The following is a 20292-nucleotide window of genomic DNA, read 5'->3' as shown; positions in this document are numbered from 1 at the left end:
AGATTAAGCAACTTGAAAATTTGTTGCTTCTTCTATTGGTTGATAACTATGATTTAACTGTTCAATTCCTAGGTCAATTAAATCTAAACCTTGCTGCACTGTTTCAATCAAACTTAACTTTCCACGCAACTCAGCCGCACCGACAAAACCTTTCGCGTACCAGGTCATGTGCTTACGGGCTTGACGTACACCGCGATCGCCTTTATATTCCCATAATGCTTGTAAATGATCTCTGGCACATTCCAAGCGTTGAATTGGGCTTGGTGGCGCTAACATTTCCCCGGTTTTCAAGAAATGGTCAATTTCTCCCACCAAAAAGGGATAACCCAAAGTCCCACGAGAACACATCACCCCATCAGCGCCAGTTTGTTCTAAACATCTCACAGCCGCTTCAACTGAAAAAATATCTCCATTCCCAATTACCGGAATCGAAAGCACTTCTTTTACACGAGTAATCCATTCCCATCGAGCATTACCATTGTACCCTTGAGCGCGAGTGCGTCCATGCACTGTAATCATTTGCGCTCCAGCATCTTCCATCCGCTTGGCAAAATCAAGGATCGTAATTTCCTTATCATTCCAGCCAATGCGAGTTTTTACTGTGACTGGGACTTTAACAGCCTTCACTACTTCTTGCACAATAGCTTCCGCCACTTCCGGTTGACGCAATAAAGATGAACCGCCACCATTTTTAGTAATTTTATTGACCGGACAACCCATATTAATATCAATAGTATCAGCACCCTCCGCAACAGCCTTAATTGCGGCTTCTGCCAAAAAATCCGGGCGACAATCAAACAACTGAATACTGATTGGTCGTTCCCTGGGGTCTACCTCCATAATTTTCGGTAACTCTTTCACATAGTGCAACCCTGTAGCATTTACCATTTCTGTATACAACATCGAATCTGGCGCATACCGACGCACCAGACGACGAAACACCATATCTGTCACCCCAGATAAAGGCGACTGAAGAACTCGACTTTTGACCTCAAAAGAGCCGATTTTCAGGGGCTGAGAGAGTTTAGCTTTTAAAGTAGGAGATAGTGTAAGCATAATAAAATTGAAACTTGTGAAAATTGAAGATGATGGCATTTAGGGTTATTTACGTGCGTTTAATCTCCTTGTGTAGCTTGCCTAACCTGTTCAACATTCAAATCTAAAGCCTGGGCAATTTGTTCAACCGTCAAACCCAACGCTAATAATCGAGATACTGCTGCTAATTTCGCTTTTAAACTTCCTTCCTGTAAGCCTTCTTGTTTTCCTTCCTGTAAGCCTTCTTGTTTAGCTTCTTGATAAACTCGTGTCTGTTTCAAATCGCTTAACCGAAACATTTCTTCAATCTCCTTTCGGCTCATGGTGGGAAATTTGTAAACCAAAATAGTCTCTATTAGTTGTAGTAACTGTTGCCGTTGTGATTCACCGTTAGGCTCTTGCTGGGTTCGGTCTATTAATTCCCTGGCAGTTACAATGGCTGTATCTTTATTCTCGACTATTAATTTAATAGTAGCAATCCCAATGGGCAATGATATTGTTTCCCCTAATTCATCCAGATAAATGCGGGTAACACGCTGGCTGGTGAAAAACTCGCTGTAATTATTGATATCTGAAGTATCAACGCTGCGCGTGGGATAAATTACTACTCCTCGCCATGAGTTTTTAGGTTTATTTTGCCGCAAATATAAATATATTTCAGAAAACAGCCGCGAATAAATTTCTGTATCAGTTTGAAACTGAACTTCAACAAAGTAGATGGGGTTTTGTTCGCCTTGTGTCGGCAGAAAAACGCCATCTATACGAAATGCCGTTTGCTTAATTTCTATGGAAGAAAATGTGTAAGTTTCAGCAAGCTGGGGTGAATTACCAATTAATTCAAAAAAAATACTGGGCAATTCTTGAAAAAGGCGATAAAAAATACTGTCTGTTTTCACTCGTGATGTAGTGCGGAGATTTGCGATTTTACCTCTGATGGGTGAACATTATCCACTCATGCACTCAATAGTATTATTGTACTAATAAACATAATTTTGTATAGCATGACTGTCATTTAACAGTGTTATTGGGGATATAGCGCCTTTTTTTGGCTATTTATCCTGAGTAAATCTAGGGTTTGTTACACCTAAAGACGGCAAACACCACTTTGAGATTACGGTTCACCCTAATTGCTGAAAGTATTAATTCTCATACATTAGACAGAGTGAAAGCAAATTTCTCAATGAACGAACTAAATACATCCTTTAAAATTAACCGTCCCGTCCAAGGTTCGGGAAACCCTCCTTCATGGACTGGCTATAACTGAAGTTCTCAGTATATATATCAGGATAACTTGAGGTTTTAACCCCAGGAAAGCCGAATTAAAGGTTGTTAATGCTGAACTAACTGTTTTTTTAACCCGTTGGTTCCAGATTTAGTCCCTTAATATTCCCATTCATTCATTTGTAGTTATACGGAGCCAATAATTAAAATGGCAAAAGTTGTTGGAATTGACTTAGGTACCACGAACTCTTGCGTAGCAGTTATGGAAGGCGGTAAACCCACCGTTATTGCTAACGCAGAAGGTTTTCGGACAACACCATCAGTAGTGGCATTTGCCAAAAATGGCGATAATTTAGTTGGTCAAATCGCCAAACGCCAGGGCGTAATGAACCCTGAAAATACTTTTTACTCTGTTAAACGCTTTCTGGGACGACGTTACGACGAAGTTGGTAACGAGTCTACGGAAGTTTCTTACAAAGTTCTGAGCAGCAACGGCAATGTTAAGTTAGATTGTCCGATAGTTGGTAAACCCTTTGCGCCTGAAGAAATTTCTGCAAAAGTTCTTCGCAAACTCGTTGAAGATGCCAGCAAATATCTGGGTGAAACTGTTACCCAAGCTGTAATCACTGTTCCAGCATACTTTAACGACTCCCAGCGACAAGCTACAAAAGACGCTGGTAAAATTGCAGGCATTGAAGTTCTACGGATTATCAACGAACCTACCGCCGCTTCTCTCGCTTATGGTTTTGATAAGAAGAGCAACGAAACCATTCTGGTATTTGACCTTGGTGGTGGTACTTTCGACGTATCCATCCTAGAAGTAGGTGATGGAGTATTTGAAGTTCTAGCTACTTCTGGTGATACTCACCTGGGTGGTGACGACTTCGATAAAAAAATAGTTGATTTCTTGGCTGAACAATTCAGAAAAGCAGAAGGAATTGACCTACGTCAAGATAAACAAGCTTTACAACGTTTGACTGAAGCGGCAGAAAAAGCAAAAATTGAGCTTTCTAGCGTTTCTCAAGCGGAAATCAATTTGCCATTTATCACCGCTACCCAGGATGGTCCCAAGCACCTGGATACAACTCTCACCCGTGCTAAGTTTGAAGAACTCTGCTCGGATTTAATCGACCGTTGCCGCATTCCTGTGGAAAACGCGATTCGGGATGCTAAATTAAGCAGAGCCGATATTAATGAAGTTGTACTAGTGGGTGGTTCTACCCGTATTCCTGCCGTGCAACAGGTAGTGAAGAAGGTATTAGATAAAGAACCCAACCAAAGTGTTAACCCTGATGAAGTAGTGGCAGTTGGTGCGGCTATTCAAGCAGGTGTACTAGCGGGTGATGTCACAGGCATCTTATTGTTAGATGTGTCCCCACTGTCTTTGGGTGTAGAAACCTTGGGCGGTGTGATGACTAAAATTATCCCTCGGAATACCACCATCCCCACCAAGAAGTCGGAAGTGTTCTCTACGGCTGTGGATGGACAAACCAATGTAGAAATTCACGTTCTTCAAGGTGAACGGGAGTTCTCAAACGATAACAAGAGTTTAGGAACCTTCCGACTTGATGGTATTCCTCCCGCACCGCGTGGAGTACCACAAATTGAAGTTACCTTTGATATTGATGCCAACGGTATCCTTAACGTTACCGCTAAAGACAAAGGTACTGGTAAGGAACAGTCTATCAGTATTACTGGCGCGTCTACTTTGGATAAATCTGACGTTGACCGCATGGTGCAAGAAGCTGAAAAAAATGCTTCTTCTGACAAAGAACGTCGGGAAAAAATTGAACGCAAGAACCAAGCTGATTCCTTGGCGTACCAAGCTGAGAAGCAGTTGCAAGAATTAGGTGATAAGGTTCCTGAAGCTGACAAGACGAAGGTGGAAGGTTTGGTGAAAGACCTTCGTGAAGCTGTTGCAAAAGAAGACGACGAGCAAATCAAGAAGCTGACACCAGAATTACAACAAGCATTGTTCGCGGTTGGTAGCAATATCTATCAGCAAGCTGGTGGTGATGCGGCGGCTCCTGGTGCTGCACCTCAAGATGGTGGACCTACTCCTCCTGGTGGCGGTGATGATGTGATTGATGCTGATTTCACTGAAAGCTAGTAGTGTTCAGATTTGCCCCCATTTATTTAATACTTTGACCCATCCAAGCATTTGCCTGGGTGGGGATTTTTTTTAATGCTTGAGAAGATAAAATGAAACCCCACCCCCAACCCCTCCTCGCTTGCGAGGAGGGGAACTTGATTTCCGTTTAATTATTGTTTTTAGAACTGAAAACTCGCTCTAGGCCAATTTGTGTGTACACCATAGCGCAAGCGAGGAGGGAAGACCAAAAAATTAATTACCCAAAAATTGTAGTGGACTGAGAAGCCTAAAATAATGCATTAGTTTAGAGGTAACAAACCGCCGATGAACGCCGATAAACGCCGATGATATGGACTTTGGCTAATGCAACATTTTAGGCTTGCCACGCCACTACAAATTGGGGATTTTTTTATTTGGAAATCCCTGAATCAATATTTAGCACTTTCCGTAATAGTGCTTGGTCTTCTGCTTTAACTTTCAAACGACCATTTTCTACATCGCGAATCCAGCTTTGGCTTTTACCTGTTAACTTTGCTAATTCCCTCTGGGAAAGTTGCAAATTTTTTCGCGCCTGTAAAATCTGTTCGCCGGGTAAATCGCTGATGGTGTTGGTTTTTCTTCTACTTTTTACAGTTCGCCTTGGCTTTTTTTGTAATTGAGAGGTGCGTTGTTCCCATTCTGGCGGTAGTTCAAAAGACAAAATTCGCGCATTCATCAGCAGATTCCACTTACCACGGGGGCCTGAATCTGTGAGGCGGTTGTTACCTCCACCGTCATTAGTCCAAAATTCTAAAGCTTCCTCTGGATCTTCGGGAATACCCATTAACTTCGCCCACAAAGGTTGAATTTCTAACGGGTAAGTTACTGGATCAAAATTGGGTTTAATTCCATGATGATTAAGAACTTCTAAATCACTTTCAAAAGTTCGTAGTAAGCGTTTACGTTCTTCCCTTTGTCTAGAGGCAATGGTAACTTTTTCTTCACCGTAAGCAATGCGTAGTAATGTAGGAACAGTGATGCGTTGTTCTTTGCCCATTTTGGTTTTAAACAGCAACCACAGCATTAATCGTACTGCGCCTTCATGCTGCTGCCAAATGCTCATAACAGTAGTTAATAGCGTTTTTGGTAAACTGCCATATTGATAAAATGCAGTTCGCTCTTTACAGGCTTGTTTGTTTAAGAAATACTGCGCCCATATTCCGGCTTTTACTTTAAAAGTTAGTCCGACCAAATATTTGCACCCCAAATCATCTTCTTGAAAGTGATGCTGAATATTGATTAAATCCCACAAACGGCTACCTGTGACTGAAAATCCGGGAATACGCCCTTGCTGAGGCCAGTCAATGGAAATCATCAATGAACAAGCTTGCTGGACAATATTTTTGATTAAAGCTAGCTTGGCATTTTTGCTTAAGTCCTTGCGCTTCTCTAAGCCTAAATATTTCTCAATTTGGCGTTCATCAATGGCAAACTCCTGTTCCCAAGGTTGCTCTAAGGAGGTAGCATAGGCAGCAAACATGAGATGAATACAAGTAGCTCTAATATCAAGTGCGGCAATTGCTGCTAACTCAGTTATACTTTTACTAGCGTGAGCGTTGACTGGAAATGGATCTTCGAGATGAAAGGCGATCGCACCCCGTCCTTGTTTAACTTTTCTGCCATAAGATAAGTAACCTGCTTGATTAATTTCCCAATTCAGGGATGTGCGTTGTGCTAATACATTACAAGCTTCCCAAATCACAATCGCCGAAGCAAAGGGATTATTTTGACCATTGGCAAATAAATCTGGGCTAGGTGCATCTCTCGGTTCAACTTTGCATCTACCTTTTTTGGCTTGCCAAGGTATGGGCGAATTAGTGGGACACACTATTACACATTGTGGTTCAGGATAATAGCCCTCACAGTTATTACAAAGATTAGGATCGATCCAGTATTCATCGTTCTCGATTTTGATTGCACCCGTAGGACATTGGGGGCGGCAGTTGTCACATCCAACGCAATTGTTGTTAGGAATTGTATAAGGCATACGGCTATCGGGCTTCTTCCCACTCTAATTGTTGAGATGTTTGGCTTAAGTCTCCCCTGGATGTTTTTTCGCTATTTATCAATGGCCACCAAATTATATTTTCAGCAAAAATAATCTCTGATTGCTGTCATAATTCCCCACATCCATATTTTAATTACACATCCAATAGAAAGATATTTCTGGCTTTTAAGGAAAGTATTAAATTACTTCTTTATTAACTATACATTTCATAAATAATTAGAGAAGTTTGTTCATAATGAGCTTGAAAACTGTTCTTAAGACTTTAATTAAAAGTTTGGTTATAAACTGTTTCGGTTGATCTTAGAGCATTAACCAAAGTGGTTTTCTAGAACATAGATGTATCTGCTGAGGATAATTCATTTTCTTTATTAATAATTTTAATATTTAAAATAGCTAAATCTTCTGTTACAAGCTATACATTTTTATGGGTGTATGAAGAAAGGAACAAGATGATTTTTTGATTATAAAAATGAAGGCGCTTAAATTAATTCAAAGACGGGCATTTTTATTTTATAAATGACAAATTGAAAACTTTTCAATGTAAGAAATGAACATATAAACTGTACTTTATAATACTGTTGGGGATATATTTCTTATTCGTATAAAAGAAAAAATGTCATTATCTTGATTGTTAATTGAAACTGTAACATAGAAATTCGGTATTGATTTATGTTTATCAACACAGAAGTTTATGGCTGCTGGAATATAAAATAGCTAGCCAGAGAGGATAATTGCAACTTCACAGGATGTAATTTAGATAAAATCACTAAATTACTACTAAATCTACTCATCAAATTATTGATAATAAGTTTCATTTACTAGATAATTTTGCTAAATTCACAGAAGGATTTATAAAAAGTCATGGAAATTTAATTAAGAAAAAAATAATTCTTTTACAATAAATCAAGACAATAAGATTAGGTTATTATGATGATTAAAGTAGAAACAAATTCGTAGGCGTTTATTCATGGCACAACTAACAGGATTGACATTTGGAGGTAATACCTGGATACCTAAATTTGCCCAGGAAATTGACTACGAAAAATGTATCGGCTGTGGCAGATGCTTTAAGATATGTGGTCATAATGTATTAACCTTGAAAGCTCTCAACGAAGAAGGGGAATTTGTAGAGGATGAAGATGATGATGAAATTGAGCGCAAAGTAATGGTTGTTGCTCACCCAGAAAACTGTATTGGTTGTGAGGCTTGTTCACGAATATGTCCTAAGAATTGCTACACCCATACTGTGGTAGACAATTAAGGTTTGGGGGATTTGCTTACAGTTGTTCGGGTTACAAAGGGTACTCTGGAAATAACGCACGAAGGCACAAAGCAAGGTAACTAGAGGGGAATTATATATATTTACTGTAACTAGCAAAGAGTTCACAGTAAACAGAATTGTAAATCGTAAATTGTTAGTTATTAACAAATTCATACTTGCGGCTCAACTAGTACAGCACGGCGTAAATAGACCAATCATTCAAAGTTAATGAAAAGCCCATACAATAAGCTTTTTGACCCTTCTCTGCGAGACACTACGTGGTAAGCGCAGCTATGCCGTAGGCTTTACGACTAAGCTCAGGGTAAACTTTTGACTTTTGACTTTTGACTTTTAACTTCCGCCCTGCGGTGCTAGTCTGATCAATATTAAGGCTAACGGTTTCATCTTGGAGTACCTAACTTTTTTTTTGCAGTAGAAGCAGCTTTCGTCACAGTAATTTAAATATAGATTTAAGTTTTGGGGGTAAAGATATGAAATTATCTGGAAAATTCCCCCAAATTTTGTCAGAGTGAGATAGAAAGTTAATAAGTGAAGACAAAAAACGCTGACCTGTGAAAATGTAAAAACCAGTAGCCACGAATATGGTGAAAATCATAAAAATACAAGATAAAAAGTAAAGCATTATCTTGTTTGGCTAGGGTGATACATCGAAAGTGCAGGATGCGATGAACTGGGAATGGGGAAACTCATATCTAGCACCAGGCGATTGTAAATCGCGGCTACACAGGCGAAACCCGCGTAGGCGGGTTGAAAACCTTGATTTCCTGTTAGTCCGCGCAGGTGGTCACTGAGCTTGTGGAAGTGCGGACTTCCTTCCGAGAAGACGCTCCGCGTCATTTTTGTATAGCCGGGACTTCTAGTCGCCTGGACTAGGTGCAAGATGTGAAGAAAGACTAATTTCAATGTCCTATTTCTATCCCAGAAAATCACACCTTTAATGACCGCTTAAAAAGCAGGTAGCATATATGCAAAAAGTTCCTGTTTCACTATGGACTCTGGTTGCTGGAGTTGTAATTACAGCAATTAGTATTTGGCTCGGACAAAATCACAATCTACTACCAGAACAAGCATCTCAACAAGCGCCTTTGGTAGACGGATTTTTCAATGTGATGTTTACCATTGCGATCGCACTGTTTCTAATTGTAGAAGGAACTATTGTCGTATTTTTGGTGAAATTCCGTCGCCGTCGGGGTGATGATACCGATGGTGTACCCGTAGAAGGTAACGTTCCCTTAGAAATCTTTTGGACAGCAATCCCCACAGTGATTGTAGTCGCTTTGGGTATCTACAGCGTAGATGTTTACAACCAAATGGGCGGATTTGAGCCTGGAAGTCATCCCCATGCTGCGGCTCATGTTTCTCATGCAGGTGGAACGGCTCTTGCAGCTACTCTTGATGGTAGTTCAGCATCTGCAAGTACCACGAACATTGGTATTGGTGCTTCTCCCAACTCACAGGGTAAACAAGCCGACTTGGTTGTGGATGTCCAAGGAATGCAGTACGCCTGGATATTTAATTATCCCAATAGTGGGATTACCACTGGTGAGTTACACGTTCCCGTTGGTGCGGATGTGCAACTGAATCTGTCAGCCATTGATGTAATTCACTCATTTTGGGTTCCACAATTCCGGTTGAAACAAGACGCGCTTCCGGGTATCGCTACTCAACTGCGATTTGTCGCCACTAAACCTGGTACATATCCTGTAGTTTGTACGGAATTGTGCGGTGGTTATCACGGTTCTATGCGGAGTCAGGTAATTGTCCACACACCAGAAGAGTTTGATAGCTGGTTAGCCGAAAGCCAGATTGCAGCAAAACAAGACCTCAACCAAGCGGTTGCAGTTAATCCGGCTGAGTTATCAACTTCAGAATTTCTCGCTCCCCATGTTCATGATTTGGGTATGAGTGCAGCAACTCTCGCTCAACTTCAAAAGTAGTCGTTGTTCATTGGTCAGGACTTACCTAAAATCATGAATAAACGAACCACGAAGGACACGAAGAACACAAAGAAATAAGAGTTTTACTAGAGTTCTTGCGTAAGTCTTTTAGTTATTGGTTATTGGTGATGATGACTGACTGAGGGCAAAAATAAATTGTCGCAAAATAGCTTATGACACAGGTAGAATTTCCCCGGAATACGCCGACAGGGGGAAATCATCCCCAGGCGTGGAAATGGCAAGACTATTTTACATTTAATGTTGATCACAAGGTGATTGGGATTCAATACCTGGTGACAGCATTTGTGTTCTATCTCATCGGTGGATTGATGGCGGTGGCTTTGCGTGTGGAATTAGCAACGCCAGCATCAGACTTCCTCGACCCCAATCTGTATAACGCTTTCATGACTAACCACGGGACGATTATGATCTTCCTGTGGATTGTCCCCAGTGCGATTGGGGGATTTGGTAATTATCTCATCCCTTTGATGCTCGGTGCTAGGGATATGGCCTTCCCGAAGCTAAATGCGATCGCCTTTTGGTTGAACCCAGTCGCAGGATTACTGGTTTTAGCTAGTTTTATCTTCGGTGGTTCTCAATCTGGTTGGACAGCTTACCCACCATTGAGTTTGGTGACAGCACCAATGGCTCAAACTCTGTGGATATTAGCGATCGTTTTAGTCGGAACTTCCTCAATTTTGGGTTCGGTGAACTTCGTTGTCACCATCCTGATGATGAAGGTTCATAGCATGAAATGGGATCAATTACCCTTATTTTGCTGGGCTATCTTAGCAACTTCTGTCCTCGCTTTACTTTCTACACCTGTATTAGCTGCGGGTTTGGTGCTGTTGTTGTTTGACCTCAACTTTGGCACATCCTTCTTTAAACCAGATGCAGGCGGTAATGTTGTAATTTACCAACATTTGTTCTGGTTCTATTCCCACCCGGCAGTATATTTAATGATTCTGCCCATTTTCGGCATTATGTCGGAAGTAGTGCCAGTTCACGCCCGTAAACCGATTTTTGGTTATAAAGCGATCGCCTATTCTAGTGTAGCTATTTGCGTCGTCGGTTTATTCGTCTGGGTACACCATATGTTTACCAGTGGTACACCCGGCTGGATGCGGATGTTCTTCACCATCTCCACTCTCATCGTCGCCGTACCGACTGGCGTAAAGATTTTTGCCTGGGTTGCTACCCTTTGGGGTGGTAAAATTCGCTTCACCAGCGCCATGTTATTCGCCATTGGCTTACTGTCGATGTTTGTCATGGGTGGTTTAAGCGGCGTAACAATGGGAACCGCCCCCTTTGATATTCACGTCCACGACACCTATTATGTAGTCGGACATTTCCACTACGTTCTCTTTGGTGGTTCAGTGTTTGGCATCTATGCCGGTATTTATCACTGGTTCCCCAAAATGACCGGACGCAAACTGAATGAAACCTGGGGACGGGTTCACTTTGCCCTTACCTTCATAGGGACTAACTTGACTTTCTTACCTATGCATGAATTGGGTTTGCAAGGAATGCCCCGCAGAGTGGCTATGTATGACCCCCAATTTGTTGACCTAAATCAACTTTGTACCATTGGTGCATTTGTTTTAGGGATATCAGTAATTCCCTTCACCATCAACATTCTTCAAAGTTGGCGGAAAGGAGAATTAGCGGGTGATAATCCTTGGCAAGCTTTGAGTTTGGAGTGGACAACCAGTTCACCACCGATAATTGAAAACTGGGAAGTATTACCTGTGGTAACTCATGGCCCTTACGACTACGGCCATAGTGAAACAGAAGCATCTGGTATTCCAGAAATTAGTGCCTAAACATTGGTATAACCAGACTAAATTGTGGGGTGGGCATCTTGCCTATTCCACAAGAAAATCATCATTCTAAACAATATCTCACCCTTATTGGATATTTAGAGGGTAAACAATATGACCGTAGCTACGACGACTGAACATCACGAAGAACATCATCCAGATTTACGCATCTGGGGACTGTTAACGTTTCTGTGTTCTGAATCATTAATGTTTGGCGGCTTTTTTGCCACTTATTTGTTCTTTAGAGGCATTACAGAAGTTTGGCCTCCAGAAGGAACAGGAGTAGAATTATTTTTGCCAGCGATTAACACCGCTATTCTGTTATCTAGTAGTTTCGTCATTCATTTAGGTGATGTGGCGATTAAAAAGAATAATGTCGTAGGAATGCGGTTTTGGTATCTTGTTACCGCACTCATGGGGGCAGTTTTCTTGGTTGGTCAGGTTTATGAGTACATGAATTTAGGCTATGGCCTGACTACTAACGTTTTCTCCAACTGCTTTTATATCATGACTGCGTTCCACGGTTTGCACGTGTTTGTGGGACTGTTATTGATTTTAGGGGTAGTTTGGCGATCGCGTCGTCCCGGTCATTATTCTGCTACCAAACATACTGGTATCGAAATGGCAGAAATGTATTGGCACTTTGTAGATATTATCTGGATTGTGCTATTCACATTGGTGTACATTCTCACGCTGTTTTAACAGTTTATTTGTGGTTAATTCGTTTTTCGCTTTTATCGTGTCTGTTATTTAAGAGGAACGAACCGCAAAGGACGCAAAGATCACAAAGGAAGAAGGAAGAAGGAAAGAGATTCAGCTTACACTCACCAAAAAATAGTATGAGTAAGGAGTGGGATAATTCCTACTCCCTATTTCCCATCAAAGGAGATTTTTATGCAACTTGATGCAAATCAATTCTCATGGTTTCAGGTTCCAGATGATGTCAAAAATTTATTAATTTTGGCATCACAAACCTGGGAAAATACCTCGGAATCTGAAAAGTATATTCATGAAGCTTTAGCTAGGGCTGAGGGAAATACCGAGATTTTAGTATCAGCATATAGATTTTTTTATTATAAAAATAATTATCCACTAGCGCTACAAACTGCGACTAAAGTTTTAGATAAAATTAAAGAAATAGAAAACTTGCCAGATGATTGGGAACAACTTCAGCCGATATTAGTTAAACGGCTAGAGGAACCCCAAATCAGATTGTACTTGAATGCTTATGCCGCTTCTGGAATGGTATTAGCAAATTTAGGGGAATTTGACCAGGCTAAAGAAATCAGTAATCGCGTCAAAGAAATTGACAAAAACAACGATTTTGGAGCCGGAATCCTTTTGGATATTTTGACACGTCCACCCGATGAAGACGATTAATTAGTTAACCAATAACAATCAACAGCCATGAATAGTTTTTCCATCTACCAACCTATTTCGTTATCGGATACTTCTAACTCTAACCCTTTACTGCCTGTATTTACTATCACTCCTTTACCTCCTCGTCCCGGAACTCCTAGTAATGTTACTCCTCCTATATTAGTCTTGCCCCAGTCTTCTCAATTGATGATTTAATGATGATCCAAGGTAAGGATTGGCTTGTAACTGGAAATGGTGAATATCAGGCTTGTAAATCCGTGAGAGCATGGGATTTATTGAGAGATAATTATCGCCTCTATCGGTTTTTAACTGAGGTGGAAGATGTTCTCAATGAGGTGGAAGACGAATCGAGGTGTCTGCCAGAAATCCGAATGCTTGTGAGGCGCTTAATCGTAAATTCTTACTGGGTACAAAGTCAATATTCAGAACATGATCCTAAAACGGGAAACTCTGTTTTACTCCTGTACAATGAATTGGGTTTTCCCTTAACCGTGCAAACAGTAACATTTGCGCCGGGAACTCGTTCAACTATTCATAATCATGGGACGTGGGGAGTTGTCGCTGTATTAAAAGGTCAAGAAAAAAACACTGCTTGGCGACGTACACCCAGCCCGGATTTTACCGACAAAATTGCACCTACGGGAGAAATAACTTTATTTCCCGGAGACATTGTTAGCTTCACTCCCGATGCAATTCACAGCGTGGAAGCAGTGGGTGATGAACCAACTGTAACTTTTAATGTTTATGGAGAAACTGACCCACAACAGAGGTTTGAGTTTGACTCAGTTACCCATACAGCGAAAAAGTTTTGATGAGGGGAATCTTGGAAGATGAATCATACAGCAGTATTCATTGAGATGAAGTAGATACTCATCTGTGTTTATCTGTGGTTGATTACTTCTTACTACACTCAAATGCGCGTTGTAGCGTCTGGTAAGAAAAAGTTGATTTGGATAATTTCTTTCCGGAAAACCCTGAGAAAATTAGGAGTAAGTTCAATGGCTAGAATAATTTTCTACGAAAAGCCAGGCTGTAAAGGTGGTGTTAAGCAAAAAGTTTTGCTAACTGCTGCTGGTCATGAAGTTGTCGTGTGTAATCTGCTGAAAGAACCTTGGACAATTGAGCGCTTGCGGTCATTTTTTGGCGATCGCCCCGTCGCTGAATGGTTCAATCGTTCCGCTCCCAAGATAAAATCTGGGGAGGTGGTTCCGGAAAAAATCAATGCTCAAAAAGCTTTAGAACTAATGCTGGAAGACCCTTTGTTAATTCGCCGTCCTTTACTAGAAGTAGAAAGTCGGCGTGAAGTCGGTTTCGATGTGGAAAGAATAGATGCTTGGATTGGCTTAAAGCCTGTGGATGAGTCTTTACGAGTAGTTAGCGAAAGCCTCACGAGTCAGAATTTACAAGGTTGCGCTCACGGTCATAGCCATGACCATCATCACGAGGGTGGCTGTAAGCATTAGGGGAACACCAGAAAATAAATTATCTCATCTTGTGGGATGGGCATCTTGCCCGTCCTTGACTCCTGCACAAGAAATTTTGGGCTATTTTTTAATTGGGAAATTTTCAACTTGGTGTTGCTCTTTCAGCAACGCCTTTTTCATGCTGTGTATGACTTCGGATAGAATCTTGATCATTCAATAGTTAGATGTACTCTTTATTACATTAGTTAGAAGTAATTGCATCCACAAACTTTTAAGGTGAGTCAGGAGGTAATCACACCTCATAAGTCAACTTAAAAAGTTAAGGATTTATATCATGGCCATCGAACAACTGAGCTTAAACCAAGTTAATCGTGATCTCAAAGAGTGTATTCAAAACTGCTTGGATTGCCATAGCATTTGCCTAAACACTGTGACATATTGCCTACAACAGGGCGGTCGTCATTCAGAACCGAATCATATCCGGCTGATGCTTGATTGCGCGGAAATTTGCACCACCAGTGCTAATTTTATGCTCCGAAATTCAGATTTACACACTCGCACCTGCGATGTTTGTGCTGTACTGTGTGAAAGATGTGCAGATGATTGCGGTCGCATAGGTAGTAATGGTCAAATGAAAGCCTGCGCTGATATGTGCCGTCGTTGTGCCGAATCTTGTCGAAGATTAGCAATGACAGCCGCGTAAATCATTGTAGGGCAGAAATTAATCATCACTTCTTGTTGATATTTTTGAGAAGTGATGAGACTTCTTTCCGATTTTTTTAACGCAGATCACCAGTATTCAAAGACAAATCTTGAAACATCGGCGTGCTGAGATAACGTTCTCCAAAGGAAGGCTGAATCATCACGATTAACTTACCGGCATTTTCTGGACGTTGACCAACTTGAATTGCAGCACATAAAGCCGCGCCAGAGGATATACCAGATAATAATCCTTCTTCTTTGGCTAAACGCCGCCCATAAGCGATCGCTTGTTCATCACTAACTCTAATTACTTCATCAAGTAATTCTAAACGCAGTACATCAGGGACAAATCCAGCACCAATACCTTGAATTTTGTGAGGACCGGCTGTACCACCAGAGAGGATAGGACTATTGCTTGGTTCAACTGCGATCGCTTGCACACTCTGCTTGTATTGTTTTAATACTTCTGCAATCCCAGTAATCGTCCCACCAGTCCCGACCCCAGCAATCACAATATCTACTTCTCCATCAGTATCTGCCCAAATTTCTTCGGCGGTAGTTTCTCGGTGAATTTTGGGGTTAGCTGGGTTGCGAAACTGTTGCAGCATCAAAGCATTGGGAGTATTTGCCACAATAGCTTCAGCTTTATTAATTGCTCCTCGCATTCCTTCCGCCCCTGGTGTTAATTCTAACGTTGCACCATAGGCTTTGAGCATAGCACGTCTTTCTTGGCTCATAGTCTCTGGCATTGTCAAAATTAAACTGTAGCCACGTGCTGCTGCTACCATTGCTAAAGCAATACCTGTATTTCCTGAAGTTGGCTCAACTAAAATGGTTTTCCCAGGCTCAATTAAACCCTCAGCTTCGGCCGCCAGTACCATACTAATGCCAATCCGGTCTTTGACTGAAGCGGCTGGGTTCATGCCTTCGAGTTTGACAACTATCCTGGCTCCCACTCCCTCAGCTTGAGGAATTTTATTCAGTTGAACTAAAGGAGTTCTACCAATTAGTTCTGTAACATCTTTAGCAATTCTCATAAATTAACTCCTATGATTTCATCGATGAAAATCAACGTGTATGTATTTAATCTATATAGCGATTCCCACTTCAATAGGTACTACAAGAATTAATGATACTAAATTGATTGTCTAAATAATCAATTTGAAGTAATTTTCTCACTTATTCTTCACCCGTAATGTTTTTTATTGACCATAATCTATTTTAATAGCTAAATTTATTTGCCTGTGGTTCACTCCATCAGATTTACAAAACATTACCTTTTACATAAGAAAGTTATTCATTTAACTTTTACTAATTTATAGTTAGTATATGATGCGGCATTTGCAGTAAAAAATTAATAGATTATTTTGAGGCTTTAGTGTAGACTCACCACATAATCTATTTGCTTGAGTACAAGCTTCAAGGGTAAAAAACTAGAACAAAAACTGCCCTCTACTCTTGCCCCACATAGCTTTAAGCCTGAGTGCAGAAATACTAGCACCCCACCTCACAAATACTAGCACCCCACCTCACAAATACTAGCACCCATCCCCCAAAAAATTTATCTAAGCCTGATGAAATAGCAGTTATAGGCTGTGAGTACAACTTTAATAAGTTTAATAATCTTAATTTCGCTACATTAAACTCGGCTCAAAAGGGACGACTGCTATAAATTGTGTAGGATTTACGCAGAGATTCCCCTCTACCCCCCGAAGTTCCTAGGGTTTTACCCAACGAATCAGGGGGGACTTCTTAACTCTTGCAGTGACGAAGATGTGATTCCTCAGTTGATAATTATAGCTTTTGTGGAAAAATTGGGAAGTTTTCAGTCTTCAGTGAACAAAATGACGGCTGATAAATGGTTAAACTTTAGTATCAGAAATGTTTAAAAAGTGGAAAGTAAAAACTTGTTAGGTAAACAACAACAGATATTCATCTGGGTGCATATCACCTAGAGAAGGAGAGCAAATATGAAAGTTAAACTTCTAAATGTTCTCACAGTTTGTTTCGTTACCTTAGTAGTGCTTTCTCCAGGTTTAGTAGTATTTAGCATAGTTTGGGGGCGACATATTGAGTTCGTTAAAATGCAGAATTTATCCTGTGAAATCCACAAAAATCTCCCAGAAAATTCTGCCTTATTTTCCCAGACATCAGGTACAAGTTTATCTCAATATGAGACAAATAACGAAATCTCTGATCGCAATCTTGTGAACCGATTATTAATTGCTGCCGAGCAATATAGACTTGCAAGCATCTTGCAATGGTTTGTCTTAATCACCCCAATTTTTGTAGGATTAGGGATTATTGTTTATGACAGATATCTTGTTTATCGTGCTGCTATCTTAAGAGAAAAAGTTGAAATGTTGGAAAGGCTTTGGCAGCAAAGTATCGAGTAATTCTCTCGGCAAATTGTCCTCATTCAAAAAAACATCATCATCATGACAGAAGAACGCCAAATCCAGTATTTTGATCTCATTGACCAATTACTTAAATGTCCTAATGGTCAAGAACCAGAAGTTTTAGAAGCTCAACCAGAATTGATTGATGCTCCTTTTGTGGAGACAATGCTGCAAGTAGCATCTAGTTTTGCTCATGGTGGTAATCAAGAAGGCGCTCAGTTTTTATTCTTTGTGGCTCGTGAATTAGCCAAACAATTGGGTTTATATCCTGAAGTTTCCAATTCTGACGTTGCAAGTAAGGAGTAAATATGCTGCTGACTGAAACCGACGCTGGACAAATTGCGTTAGAGTTCCTCATGGCAGACTGGAATATCTCAGAAGACCATCGAGAGTGGTTTGTGATGTTTGGCTCTCGGCTAATTGGCGAGAGTTGGTACATTGTAGAATTGGGTGTAGAAGGGTTTCCTGATCGTTGGTTTATTGAAGTCTATGATACGGGAATGTGTGACCCTAACTATACATTTATTTCACCGATTCCGGCTTCAGAAGGATTTTCCGATTTTGTAGATGTGCCAGAAATGCTTGCTGAAGTTTTAGTGGCGGAACGCAAGGCTCGTTAATAAACATTAGAATTCAAAACTCAGAATGTACATTAATTAAAAATGAAGATTTTGAGTTTGCTATTTAAAAGTTTCTACCGAGCAGAGAACCTGAATTGCTGAAGTTTGTCAAATTTGAATAGGATTACTATAGGAATCCGATTTGATTATTGAAAAAATATAAGTATATGTAGTGGCGTGAGAAGGCTAAAATGTTGCATTATAATTTTCTTGTGGAACAGGCATCTTGCCTGTTCTGGGCTGGCAGGATGCCCACCCCACAAAAGTTTTGTCTATTGCACTATTTTAAGCTTGTCACGCCAGTAGGGTGTGTTATGGCTTTAGCCTAACGCACCGTCTTCTGTGGTCTTGGTGCAGTACTCTCCTCGATAACACACCCTACGTGTGTTTCATAAATCAAATATGAGTCCTATAGATGAGGTGATGCTAAATTAAAGCACACCTCATTTTTTGATAGGAAAAAAGAAAGAAATTCTGTGATTTGTCAGGCTTAATTGACAAGAATATGTTATATTAAATAGCGTGATGAGCGCTACAGAAATATCAGTTGATATGATTGCTGAACATATCCTAGCTAAAGAATTCACAAGAGTCGTCACTCACTATTACCCAACACTTGGAGAATTACTAGACGGGTCTCATGTGAGAGTAATTACCTGTTTTTGGGGACGGCCTGCTAGACGTTTGCAATATATAGGGATTTATTGTTCGGAAAAAATGCTTCCCTATGTGCAAGCCCAAAAAGATGTCCTCAGAGAACTAGCAGATAATATGGGGCTAATTCAAGTAGTTTGTATGAACGGATCGCGATTGCTACGCGATCCCATGTCGAAGCTCAAGCATACCAATCCTCGTTTATGGTTGGAGTTGCAATGGGTGACAACTTTAAATAGCGATCGCTAACAATGAAAACTGGAATTTTTTGCAATTACGAAAATCATCATCAGAATACCAGCCGCACAATCTTTGAACAAGTTGCGCTAGTACAACAGGCGGAAAGCTTAGGTTTTGAGTCAGCGTGGGTGAGTGAACACCATTTTAATGAATTTAATCTCAGTTCGTCTATGTTGCTGTTAATGGCACACTTAGCGGGACTTACTTCAACGATTCAATTAGCGACGGCGGCGGTATTATTGCCATTCCATAACCCAATTCGAGTCGCAGAAGATATTGCTACTCTGGATAATTTGTGTAATGGCAGATTATTATTTGGTGTAGCTAAAGGAGGTCCTTTTCCCCAACATAATAAGCATTTTGGTACACCAATGGGTGAATCTCGCGCCAAAATGTTAGAAGCGATCGCCTTAATTCAAAAGCTGCTGTATGATGACAACGTATCATTTAATGGGCAGTATTATCAATGCGATCGCTTGACAATTTACCCCAAACCATTGCAGTCTCAAATTCCAGTTTACATCGCCACAGGTGACGATCAAGGCATAGAATTTGCCGCCCAAAATTCCTTCGGTTTAATGGGGGGTCCGCCATTCTCCTTAGAGAGATTGAAAAACACCGTGGCTAAATATCGAGCCTTAAATAATAGTGGCTCCGAAAAATTTGTATTGGCACGCTTCTTTTATGTTGGTAAAACATACGAAGAAGCAGTGAGTGAAGCACTACCATTCATTCGCCAATTCAGCCAAAAAATGCAAGCTAATTCTGCTTATGTTATGCAGAATAGCACAAATACCAATCAAAAACCTTTTGATCGGACAAATATTTGTTTCGATGAAGACTATTTGATTGAGAATTCAATTATTGGTGATGTGAGGACTTGTCGCGACAAAATCAAAACATTTCAAGACGAGTTAAATCTCGGCACATTAGCGCTCAAACCCTCTTCTTTTGTTTTGCCAAAAAACTTAGAAAGTTTAGAGCGCTACAACCAAGAGGTTCGGAATTATGTCTAAACTGCACCAGCTTCCTCCTGATGATTTACCACCTATTGAGGTAACGAAACAGGATGGAATGCTGCATATGGAGTTAGAACGATCTACTGGCAGATGCTTTTTTCACGCTTGCGATCGCATTACGCAAGTCTTATTATCAAACTGTCAGTGGTATCTTACCAAGAATAGCACAACCTTGATGCTAATTATTGACTGCCCTGACCTAGTATCTTACTGGCATATAGTCAGTAATATTCCCCAGTTAGGGAATCGGCTAGAGAGGTTTACCAGTAACGCCAAAATCCGCGTTTATCCTCCATTTGGTAAAGGCACACCGTTTGAAATCAGCGTCAATGAAATTTCGGCTTATCGGGATTGGCTCTAATAGCAAAACTCTCGAATTGCCTAATATCATCTTACTCTTCCCCGCCTCCGGGGAGGCAA

21 protein-coding genes are annotated in these 20292 nt (G+C 40.7%); 16 read left to right on the top strand and 5 right to left on the bottom strand.

The window, feature by feature from the left end; all coding sequences use genetic code 11:
• Positions 1-3 precede the first annotated feature (3 nt).
• Positions 4-1056 (bottom strand): tRNA dihydrouridine synthase DusB, encoded by a 1053-nt coding sequence (gene dusB, locus NSP_RS18280; RefSeq protein ID WP_173403304.1) that lies wholly within the window; start codon positions 1054-1056, stop codon positions 4-6.
• A gap of 59 nt (positions 1057-1115) precedes the next feature.
• On the bottom strand, positions 1116-1931 hold the full coding sequence (locus tag NSP_RS18275; RefSeq protein ID WP_006194491.1) for an Rpn family recombination-promoting nuclease/putative transposase: 816 nt from the start codon (positions 1929-1931) through the stop codon (positions 1116-1118).
• Between the two features lie 533 nt (positions 1932-2464).
• Between NSP_RS18275 and dnaK the strand changes: the two genes are divergently transcribed.
• Complete coding sequence (gene dnaK, locus NSP_RS18270) at positions 2465-4366, top strand: molecular chaperone DnaK (protein WP_006194492.1); 1902 nt, start codon at positions 2465-2467, stop codon at positions 4364-4366.
• A gap of 391 nt (positions 4367-4757) precedes the next feature.
• On the opposite strand, the gene NSP_RS18265 is transcribed toward dnaK, so the two are convergent.
• Positions 4758-6374 (bottom strand): helix-turn-helix domain-containing protein, encoded by a 1617-nt coding sequence (locus NSP_RS18265; protein ID WP_006194493.1) that lies wholly within the window; start codon positions 6372-6374, stop codon positions 4758-4760.
• Between the two features lie 988 nt (positions 6375-7362).
• Between NSP_RS18265 and fdxB the strand changes: the two genes are divergently transcribed.
• Positions 7363-7656, top strand: a complete 294-nt coding sequence (gene fdxB / locus NSP_RS18260; protein WP_006194494.1) for a ferredoxin III, nif-specific — start codon at positions 7363-7365, stop codon at positions 7654-7656.
• Between the two features lie 642 nt (positions 7657-8298).
• On the opposite strand, the gene NSP_RS25590 is transcribed toward fdxB, so the two are convergent.
• A complete protein-coding gene (locus NSP_RS25590) occupies positions 8299-8514 on the bottom strand; it encodes a hypothetical protein (protein WP_144360565.1) in 216 nt (71 codons plus the stop codon).
• Between the two features lie 128 nt (positions 8515-8642).
• On the opposite strand from NSP_RS25590, the gene NSP_RS18255 reads away from it, so the two are divergent.
• From NSP_RS18255 to NSP_RS24435, 8 genes are all read left to right on the top strand, one after another.
• Positions 8643-9614 (top strand): cytochrome c oxidase subunit II, encoded by a 972-nt coding sequence (locus tag NSP_RS18255; RefSeq protein WP_006194495.1) that lies wholly within the window; start codon positions 8643-8645, stop codon positions 9612-9614.
• A 173-nt stretch (positions 9615-9787) separates the two neighbouring features.
• Positions 9788-11437, top strand: a complete 1650-nt coding sequence (gene ctaD / locus NSP_RS18250; protein ID WP_006194496.1) for a cytochrome c oxidase subunit I — start codon at positions 9788-9790, stop codon at positions 11435-11437.
• Between the two features lie 111 nt (positions 11438-11548).
• Positions 11549-12136 carry a cytochrome c oxidase subunit 3 gene (locus NSP_RS18245; protein ID WP_006194497.1) on the top strand — a complete coding sequence of 196 codons (588 nt, stop codon included), beginning with the start codon at positions 11549-11551 and terminating at the stop codon, positions 12134-12136.
• A gap of 192 nt (positions 12137-12328) precedes the next feature.
• Positions 12329-12814 carry a hypothetical protein gene (locus tag NSP_RS18240; RefSeq protein WP_006194498.1) on the top strand — a complete coding sequence of 162 codons (486 nt, stop codon included), beginning with the start codon at positions 12329-12331 and terminating at the stop codon, positions 12812-12814.
• A 27-nt stretch (positions 12815-12841) separates the two neighbouring features.
• Positions 12842-13009: a hypothetical protein gene (locus tag NSP_RS26075; RefSeq protein WP_017804311.1), complete on the top strand. Its 168-nt coding sequence runs from the start codon at positions 12842-12844 to the stop codon at positions 13007-13009.
• Between the two features lie 5 nt (positions 13010-13014).
• Entirely contained in the window at positions 13015-13626 is a 612-nt protein-coding gene (locus NSP_RS18235; RefSeq protein ID WP_042201629.1) for a cysteine dioxygenase family protein, read from the top strand.
• Positions 13627-13812: 186 nt separating this feature from the next.
• Positions 13813-14277: an ArsC/Spx/MgsR family protein gene (locus NSP_RS18230; protein ID WP_006194500.1), complete on the top strand. Its 465-nt coding sequence runs from the start codon at positions 13813-13815 to the stop codon at positions 14275-14277.
• A 295-nt stretch (positions 14278-14572) separates the two neighbouring features.
• Complete coding sequence (locus NSP_RS24435; RefSeq protein WP_071839330.1) at positions 14573-14941, top strand: four-helix bundle copper-binding protein; 369 nt, start codon at positions 14573-14575, stop codon at positions 14939-14941.
• A 76-nt stretch (positions 14942-15017) separates the two neighbouring features.
• On the opposite strand, the gene cysK is transcribed toward NSP_RS24435, so the two are convergent.
• Positions 15018-15977 (bottom strand): cysteine synthase A, encoded by a 960-nt coding sequence (cysK, locus tag NSP_RS18225; protein ID WP_006194502.1) that lies wholly within the window; start codon positions 15975-15977, stop codon positions 15018-15020.
• A gap of 933 nt (positions 15978-16910) precedes the next feature.
• Between cysK and NSP_RS18220 the strand changes: the two genes are divergently transcribed.
• The 6 genes from NSP_RS18220 (at position 16911) to NSP_RS18195 (ending at position 20233) form a co-directional block, all read left to right on the top strand.
• A complete protein-coding gene (locus tag NSP_RS18220) occupies positions 16911-17336 on the top strand; it encodes a hypothetical protein (protein ID WP_006194503.1) in 426 nt (141 codons plus the stop codon).
• 42 nt (positions 17337-17378) lie between these two features.
• Complete coding sequence (locus NSP_RS18215) at positions 17379-17645, top strand: hypothetical protein (protein WP_006194504.1); 267 nt, start codon at positions 17379-17381, stop codon at positions 17643-17645.
• A 2-nt stretch (positions 17646-17647) separates the two neighbouring features.
• Positions 17648-17959, top strand: coding sequence for a hypothetical protein (locus NSP_RS18210; RefSeq protein WP_006194505.1), 312 nt, complete (start codon positions 17648-17650; stop codon positions 17957-17959).
• A gap of 525 nt (positions 17960-18484) precedes the next feature.
• Complete coding sequence (locus tag NSP_RS18205) at positions 18485-18862, top strand: hypothetical protein (protein ID WP_006194506.1); 378 nt, start codon at positions 18485-18487, stop codon at positions 18860-18862.
• Positions 18863-18864: 2 nt separating this feature from the next.
• A complete protein-coding gene (locus NSP_RS18200) occupies positions 18865-19869 on the top strand; it encodes an LLM class flavin-dependent oxidoreductase (RefSeq protein WP_006194507.1) in 1005 nt (334 codons plus the stop codon).
• Entirely contained in the window at positions 19862-20233 is a 372-nt protein-coding gene (locus tag NSP_RS18195) for a hypothetical protein (protein ID WP_006194508.1), read from the top strand. Before NSP_RS18200 ends, NSP_RS18195 begins: the two co-directional genes overlap by 8 nt.
• Positions 20234-20292 lie beyond the last annotated feature (59 nt).

This window comes from Nodularia spumigena CCY9414, assembly GCF_000340565.2.
GTDB classification, from domain to species: Bacteria; Cyanobacteriota; Cyanobacteriia; order Cyanobacteriales; family Nostocaceae; genus Nodularia; species Nodularia spumigena.
Note: the sequence above shows the minus strand (reverse complement) of the source record. Positions and strands in the feature narration are given on the sequence as shown.